Origin of the sequence: Thioalkalivibrio sp. (genome assembly GCF_007692535.1) — a bacterium.
Classification (GTDB): domain Bacteria; phylum Pseudomonadota; class Gammaproteobacteria; order Ectothiorhodospirales; family Ectothiorhodospiraceae; genus Thioalkalivibrio.
Map to the genome: position 1 here is coordinate 1 of NZ_REBW01000141.1, position 6113 is coordinate 6113.

General features: G+C 57.5%; 8 protein-coding genes. 3 read left to right on the top strand and 5 right to left on the bottom strand.

Annotated elements, in window-relative coordinates:
- On the top strand, nt 1–375 hold a 375-nt coding region (locus EA346_RS07635), incomplete at its 5' end, for a sulfotransferase family protein (RefSeq protein WP_296757224.1).
- Nucleotides 376–485: 110 nt separating this feature from the next.
- On the opposite strand, the gene EA346_RS07640 is transcribed toward EA346_RS07635, so the two are convergent.
- Both EA346_RS07640 and EA346_RS07645 read right to left on the bottom strand, forming a co-directional pair.
- Nucleotides 486–911 carry a putative toxin-antitoxin system toxin component, PIN family gene (locus EA346_RS07640; RefSeq protein ID WP_296757226.1) on the bottom strand — a complete coding sequence of 142 codons (426 nt, stop codon included), beginning with the start codon at nt 909–911 and terminating at the stop codon, nt 486–488.
- Between the two features lie 9 nt (nt 912–920).
- Nucleotides 921–1166, bottom strand: coding sequence for an AbrB/MazE/SpoVT family DNA-binding domain-containing protein (locus EA346_RS07645; RefSeq protein WP_296757228.1), 246 nt, complete (start codon nt 1164–1166; stop codon nt 921–923).
- A gap of 329 nt (nt 1167–1495) precedes the next feature.
- Between EA346_RS07645 and EA346_RS07650 the strand changes: the two genes are divergently transcribed.
- Together EA346_RS07650 and EA346_RS07655 are read left to right on the top strand one after the other, a co-directional pair.
- Nucleotides 1496–2347 carry a cytochrome c3 family protein gene (locus tag EA346_RS07650; RefSeq protein WP_296757229.1) on the top strand — a complete coding sequence of 284 codons (852 nt, stop codon included), beginning with the start codon at nt 1496–1498 and terminating at the stop codon, nt 2345–2347.
- Between the two features lie 17 nt (nt 2348–2364).
- Nucleotides 2365–4554: an MtrB/PioB family outer membrane beta-barrel protein gene (locus EA346_RS07655; RefSeq protein WP_296757231.1), complete on the top strand. Its 2190-nt coding sequence runs from the start codon at nt 2365–2367 to the stop codon at nt 4552–4554.
- 305 nt (nt 4555–4859) lie between these two features.
- On the opposite strand, the gene EA346_RS07660 is transcribed toward EA346_RS07655, so the two are convergent.
- From EA346_RS07660 to EA346_RS07670, 3 genes are all read right to left on the bottom strand, one after another.
- Nucleotides 4860–5249: a type II toxin-antitoxin system VapC family toxin gene (locus EA346_RS07660; protein WP_296757232.1), complete on the bottom strand. Its 390-nt coding sequence runs from the start codon at nt 5247–5249 to the stop codon at nt 4860–4862.
- Nucleotides 5250–5269: 20 nt separating this feature from the next.
- A complete protein-coding gene (locus EA346_RS07665; protein WP_296757234.1) occupies nt 5270–5512 on the bottom strand; it encodes an AbrB/MazE/SpoVT family DNA-binding domain-containing protein in 243 nt (80 codons plus the stop codon).
- Nucleotides 5513–5784: 272 nt separating this feature from the next.
- A partial coding sequence (locus EA346_RS07670; protein WP_296757236.1) for a zinc-binding dehydrogenase occupies nt 5785–6113 on the bottom strand: 329 nt, incomplete at its 5' end.

Sequence of the window (6113 nt, forward strand, 5' to 3'; positions counted from 1 at the left end):
CCATCGGCCAAATTCATCCTGACGCATCGCAGCCCCGAGCGCTGGGCCAACAGCTACTCATCAACCATCCAGAAGCTCATCGCCGGAAGGGACCAGGCTCCGCCGGAAATGCAGGAATGGCTGGAGATGGCGCACCGAGTGGTCACCAGGACCGGTTTTCCGGACACTCTTGATCAAGCCGGCCTGATCGACGCTTTCGTGGCGCACGTGGAATCCGTCAAACAGGCCGTTCCGGCCGCTCAACTGCTGGTCTACCAGGTCAAGGAAGGCTGGGGGCCGCTGTGCGATTTCCTGCAAGTCTCGCCGCCGGATGGGGCGTTTCCGCATACCAACAAGCATGAGGAGTTCTGGGATCTGGTCGGTGGCGCTCGCTAGTTGGCACAACTCCAGCGCACCTGCTACTTCGCGAACGCCGCGCTGCTGACAGATAACAATAAGTGCCCGGAAAGCCCGAGATCGCCGTATCAGCAAGCCGTGCGCCCGGACTATTCCGGCGTGTCTAGCACGCGCTCGATTGCGCCAGCAAGACCTATGACTTCTACTTCACCGGGGTTTGACCCGTACAAGTGACCGAAATCGCGCCGGTCGCCTGTGACCAGCAAATCCGCTCGCTGCGCGATCGCTGCGGCGAGAACCGGGATGTCCTTGTCAGGCAGGCCATGGGTTCGCGCAATCGCCAGGTGCTCCTGGGCAGGTTCCCTGCCGAGTGACATCAGCTTCACCAGGCGCTCCAGCGCAAATTGCCGTTCAGGGCGCTTGCGAGCAATGTTCCGGCGTGCTTCCTCCAGAGCAAGACCGGATGTGGTCAGTTTGCAGTGACCGGCTTGTGCCAATTCGAATAACAAAAGCGCATCGGAGCCCTCTTTCCAAGCGGCCGAAAAGAGGATGTTCGCATCCAGAAACAACCGCACGCTGGATTCCTACTTGACGAGTCTTTTCCTGGCTCGATTCTTGAGCGTATCCGGGAGCTGATTCTCGCGCTCGAATTCGGAGATTCGTTCGTCGCTGTAGAGCTCGATGGGGTAGATCGCAGCCGGGCGCAGGCGAATGCTGCCGTCGGCTTCCGACTCCACGATGACCTGCGACTCGGTTGGCAGACCTGATTCCTCCAGGATTCGACGCGGAATCGTGAGCTGTCCTTTCTTTCCGATCTTTACGGTTTCCATGGCTCGATTATGCCGGACTCCCGGGAACCCGGCAAGCCGGACAGATCCCGACCCTTCAGTTGACGCAGAGATGAAGGAGGATTAGCGGACGCCGGGCTGTCCGGCCCCCGGTTTCGGGCCACGCGGCCGCCTCCCTCTCTTCTTCCCGCTCAGCGCTCCCGCCTCATTCAATGCCTGTCCCGAAACTCGAAGATTACTGAAGATTAATGAATTGCCTGGCATACGAAGATTGCGACCTAACCATCACGCTTTCTTGACTTTTGTTAAGGGGGGGGGTAGCATCCATCTAGCGAAATTTTAATGTGCGAAACTGACGGAGGGAAACCAGAATGAGCGCCTTTAAGAGCAGCAGGGAAATCACAACAGCTTCAATAGTTTTCGTGTTTTTATTGGCGTTCGGCCTGATCTTGGACGGACACGTTTTCGCCGAAGTTGGAAACGATAATTGCATGGCGTGCCACCAGGACCAGAGCCAGCTGAAAGCAGCTCATCGGGACTGTCTCTCCTGTCATGTCGGTAGCGAAGAACATGCCCGCGCCCCGACCCGGGTCAAGCCAACAGAAGTGGGCACCCAGCAGTGCATGGACTGCCATGGGTCTGACCGTCATTTTGCCCAGTTCGCCTTTTCCGACCACGCGCAGGCAGGACTCGAATGCACCGCATGCCACGGTATTCACGAGCCGGCGTTCGAAAACCGCGACGTGGGGCTGTTCCGAACCGATCCGAGCTCGGCTCAGTGCGTGTCCTGTCATCAGGACGTCCGTGCCCAATTTCACATGACCTCTCACCATCCGGTGATCGAAGGCGGCGCGACCTGTGTCGGTTGCCACAACCCACACTCCAGCGCCAGCCTTTCCCTCCAATCCCGCACCGAGCAGTGTACGGATTGCCATCAACGCGTTCGCGGGCCTTATGTACACGAGCATCCGGCTGTGGTTGAGGACTGCTCCACCTGTCACAACCCTCACGGCTCGCCGAATCGCAGCCTGCTGGTCATGGACGAGCCCATGCTGTGCCTGACCTGCCATTCTTTTGCGAATAACCGACACGGATTAACTGGCTCTAATGCCCTGACAGAGGCGGCGCTGTTTCAGCCTGTACCGGGCTCCGCATTCAGGCAATGCACCAGTTGCCACGCCCAGGTCCATGGCAGTGCACAAGACCAGTTCTTGCGCTATTGATTTCGAGGGAAGGGAGAATGAATATGAACTCAGCAGAACATGCGACGACCGGCGGTTTAACTCGCAGCATCCGGCTGGCACTTGGCGTTGGTGCACTTGCCTTGGCGCCCATCGCCACACTGGCAACGGAGAATGTCCCATTCCAGCCGGGCACTTCGGGCTACCTGACACCCAAGATCTATGCGTTCGATTACTTTCGCGGCGCCGGCAGTGCCTTCGGCCAGTTTCTGGAAATCTATGACTTTCAGCGCAGCATGCTGTCCGGCTCGCGTCGATCTGGATTGTATGCCGATGTTGACTTTGGGTTGAGAATCGCGGATGAAGATCGCGAGCTGCTGGTGCTAGAGCGGGTGGCGCATGGCCGCTACAATCAGCGTGGATTTCTGCAACTAAACAATCAGTACGGCAACGCTGGTGCCTATTACTCCAATTTCCGCACCGCCAGCGGCAGCGTAGGCTACTTGTATAACGCCAACAATGTCGAAGGGGCGCTCACGCCCGCAGCCTTCTTCCCGGCAGAGACGAACACAAACTCGGGGTATTTGGCCCAGTTCAACGATGATTCCCAGCGCCGTCGCTTCGATGTAACGCGTCTGCGGTACGGGATGGATCTGAACCTCGACTCCTCAATCACCGGTGGCCTACTCGCGGCTGGTGCCGCCATAGATGGCTATAACCGCACCGGCCATCAGTTCAATACCTATGTATTCGGGGGCGGCGATGTGCGCGAAGCAGTGACCAACGCGCCAACTCCGCAGCGGGCGCTGCAGCGCTGGCGTGGCTTTGACCAGGATGTTGATGAAAGCAATCGCCGCATCACAATGTATACAACCCTGACACCGCGTGATCTCGGCGTGCTCGACTATGAATTCGTATTTGAACGCTACTCAGTGAGTGAGCAGCAGCGGATCCAAGGCGATGTCAATCAGATTCTGCCGCCTGAATGGCAGTTCAATGCAGACGGAAATCCCCTCCGCCCTCTGGGCTTTGTGCCGGACAGTAATCTGATCCGACATTCGCTACGCGGCACTCGCAACTTCGGCTCCAGGGTGGCAGTCGCCGCGGGTTATGGGCAGTCCATACTCAAGCAAGAATCATTCACGAACCCACAGTTCGTTTCGGGGTTTGATGGTGAAATCAGCACCAGCAACTGGTATGTCAACGCAGCAGCAAATTTGCGTCCCGGCATGCGCCTCAGTGGCTTCGTTCGCTACAACGATCGTGACAATGACTCTACGTTCCCGGCACCTGGCCTGATCACTACCACTGCCGTCACGGTGCGTATCAATAGCCTCGAAACCACTCGGTATGGTCTTAACTTCAACTACCGTCTGCGCCAGATGCGAACTACAGTTGACCTGGGCTGGGAACGCGTAGATACGCAGCGCGATCTCACCTATCGCGACCCCAGTGTCAACCGTATTGCGCCGGAGAGATCCTTGTACGATGATCAGACCAAGTACGACGAGTTCTCGTTGCGCCTCGTCAGCCGTATCGGAAAGCGGACTACGCTGAGACTGTCGCCGTCGATCGTATCCGGAAAATCGTCGGGCAACATCACGGATCCTGATGATGAGATCAGACTGCGATCGATCCTGAGCCACGTTACTGAGAATGGCACCTTGATCAATGCCTACTACAACTATTCCAATCGCACCAACGACACGCTATCCTGGCTCGGCACTGACGGTATCGAGGTTTTCCAAGACTATGAACGTCAGAATCAATCTGCCGGATTGAATCTTGCTTTTGCGATTTCGCCGGCGCTACGCGCCAACGCCGGCATTGCTTGGCTGCAGGACTTCACTGACGCGATCTGGTTCGCATCGAATCGTCGGCGTTACGAGGCACCGGGCAACCCAGTCGTTTTTGTCCGGCGCGACAACTCCCAGCATGATGTCGATACCTATGTCCTAAACGCATCGCTGGACTGGCAGGTTAACGAACGCTTGAGCACTCAAGCTGCTTACACCTTTACGCGCACCGACGGGACTACCGCATCTGGCGAGATCTATGACGTACTGCCCTTGGTTGATAGAGACCTTGATACAACGCTACACAGCTTTCAGTTGCTGGGAGTGTACGGCTTGTCCGATCGAACCAGCCTGACGGGAATGTACAGACTGGAATATTTTGACGATGATACCTTTGGCGATCTCAAAGGTGGCTACCACTCAATCATGGCCGGGTGGAGATATCAGTTCTGACGTCATAATCAAACGTTAGCTCTTCACCCAAGCGCGAGCCCCGGACTTTCACCCATCTTCCGGGGCTCGCGTTTGTCCCGCTTCGACATCGAGGCCAAGAGATTCCGGGGCAAGCATTGAACAGGGAAATCTCTTACTGTCCCTGGAGCTGATTTCCGATAGAACGGTCGTGGCCGGCTGCCGCGGTGGACAGGCGAACGTGCCCGATCCGACAAGCGAGGCAAACTCAAGCTACGCGGCCGCCTCCATCTTCTCTTCCCGCTCAGCGCTACCGCCTCATTCAATGCCTGTCCCCTAACTCGTCACTATTGACGCAGCCAGTTTTCGACCGCCAGCGTAGAGACTCGTGAAAACTCACGCACATTGTCAGTAACCAGCGTCAATTCTTCAGCCAGAGCATGGGCGGCGATCAGCAGGTCGTTGGGTCCGATGAGCATGCCCTCGCGTGTCAGGTCGTCGCGTAGCTGCGCGTACCGGCGGTCGGCCGGTGAATCAAAAGGCAGCACCTCTATGGCAGAGAGCAAAAGCTCGACCCGGTCGGCAAGCTTGCTGCCCCCCGATTTGGCGGCGCCATAGCGAAGTTCTGCAGCAACCACGATACTGGTGGCGATGCTGTCCTCGCCGACGGCAGCAATACGGTTTGCTACTGCGCCCTGCGGATTGCGGATCAAATCGGAAATGATGTTGGTATCCAACAGATAGGTCGGCCTGCCACTCACAGCGTCACATCATCCTGCGCGGGCAGGTCTTCATCGACATTTGGAAATTGCTCCTCCAGCGGCTTCATGGTCGAAAGCAGAGCCAGCAGCCGACCCTTGCGCACAGGCTCCACGATTAGCCGGTCACCCTCCTTGCGGATGATGGCCTCCTCCCCCTCAAGTTCATACTCGCGAGGGATGCGCAACGCCTGGTTGCGCCCGTTGCGAAACAGGCGAACATGCCGCTCTGATGTAGACATTGACGCATCCTCCGAAGCCAGTATAGGCCTAAGCATATGCCTTCATACGCACCATGTCAATGGCCCCTTGATTGAGACACTGAGAATCCGTGAGAAGCCATTGAACCCAGGACACGCAGGGTTCGAAGGCTCTCGCAAACCCTCGCCCTCCGGACTTCTTCCAATCACAGACCGCGAGATCTGCCGGGACCTGCCACCTCTCCGAATGACCGGGCACTGCCGGGCGACATCCGATTCACCAGGCGCTCCGCGAAGAGTGATTCAGAGGCTCCTCAGCGCTCCAGCACAATGCGATAACGAGCCCTGCCGCTTTTCAGATGCGCCAAGGCCTCGTTGATCTGGCCAAACTTGAAGGTCTCCACGACCGGCTTGATGCCATGCTGCACGGCAAACTCCAGCATTTTCGCGATCGTGGCCGGACTGCCCACCGGTGAGCCCGACACGCTGCGCTGAGCCAAGATCAGGCCAAACACGCCAATATCCAGCGGCTCCAGCGTTGCGCCAACAAAGTGCAGCCGGCCTTTGGCCTTCAATGTCGATAAATACAGGTTCCAGTCCAGGCTGACATTCACGGTAGAGATGATCAGATCAAAGCGGCCTG

Coding starts and splice junctions, on each gene's coding strand:
- EA346_RS07645 (WP_296757228.1), bottom strand. CDS start 1,166: ATGGAAACCGTAAAGATCGGAAAGAAAGGACAGCTCACGATTCCGCGT.
- EA346_RS07655 (WP_296757231.1), top strand. CDS start 2,365: ATGAATATGAACTCAGCAGAACATGCGACGACCGGCGGTTTAACTCGC.
- EA346_RS07665 (WP_296757234.1), bottom strand. CDS start 5,512: ATGTCTACATCAGAGCGGCATGTTCGCCTGTTTCGCAACGGGCGCAAC.
- EA346_RS07650 (WP_296757229.1), top strand. CDS start 1,496: ATGAGCGCCTTTAAGAGCAGCAGGGAAATCACAACAGCTTCAATAGTT.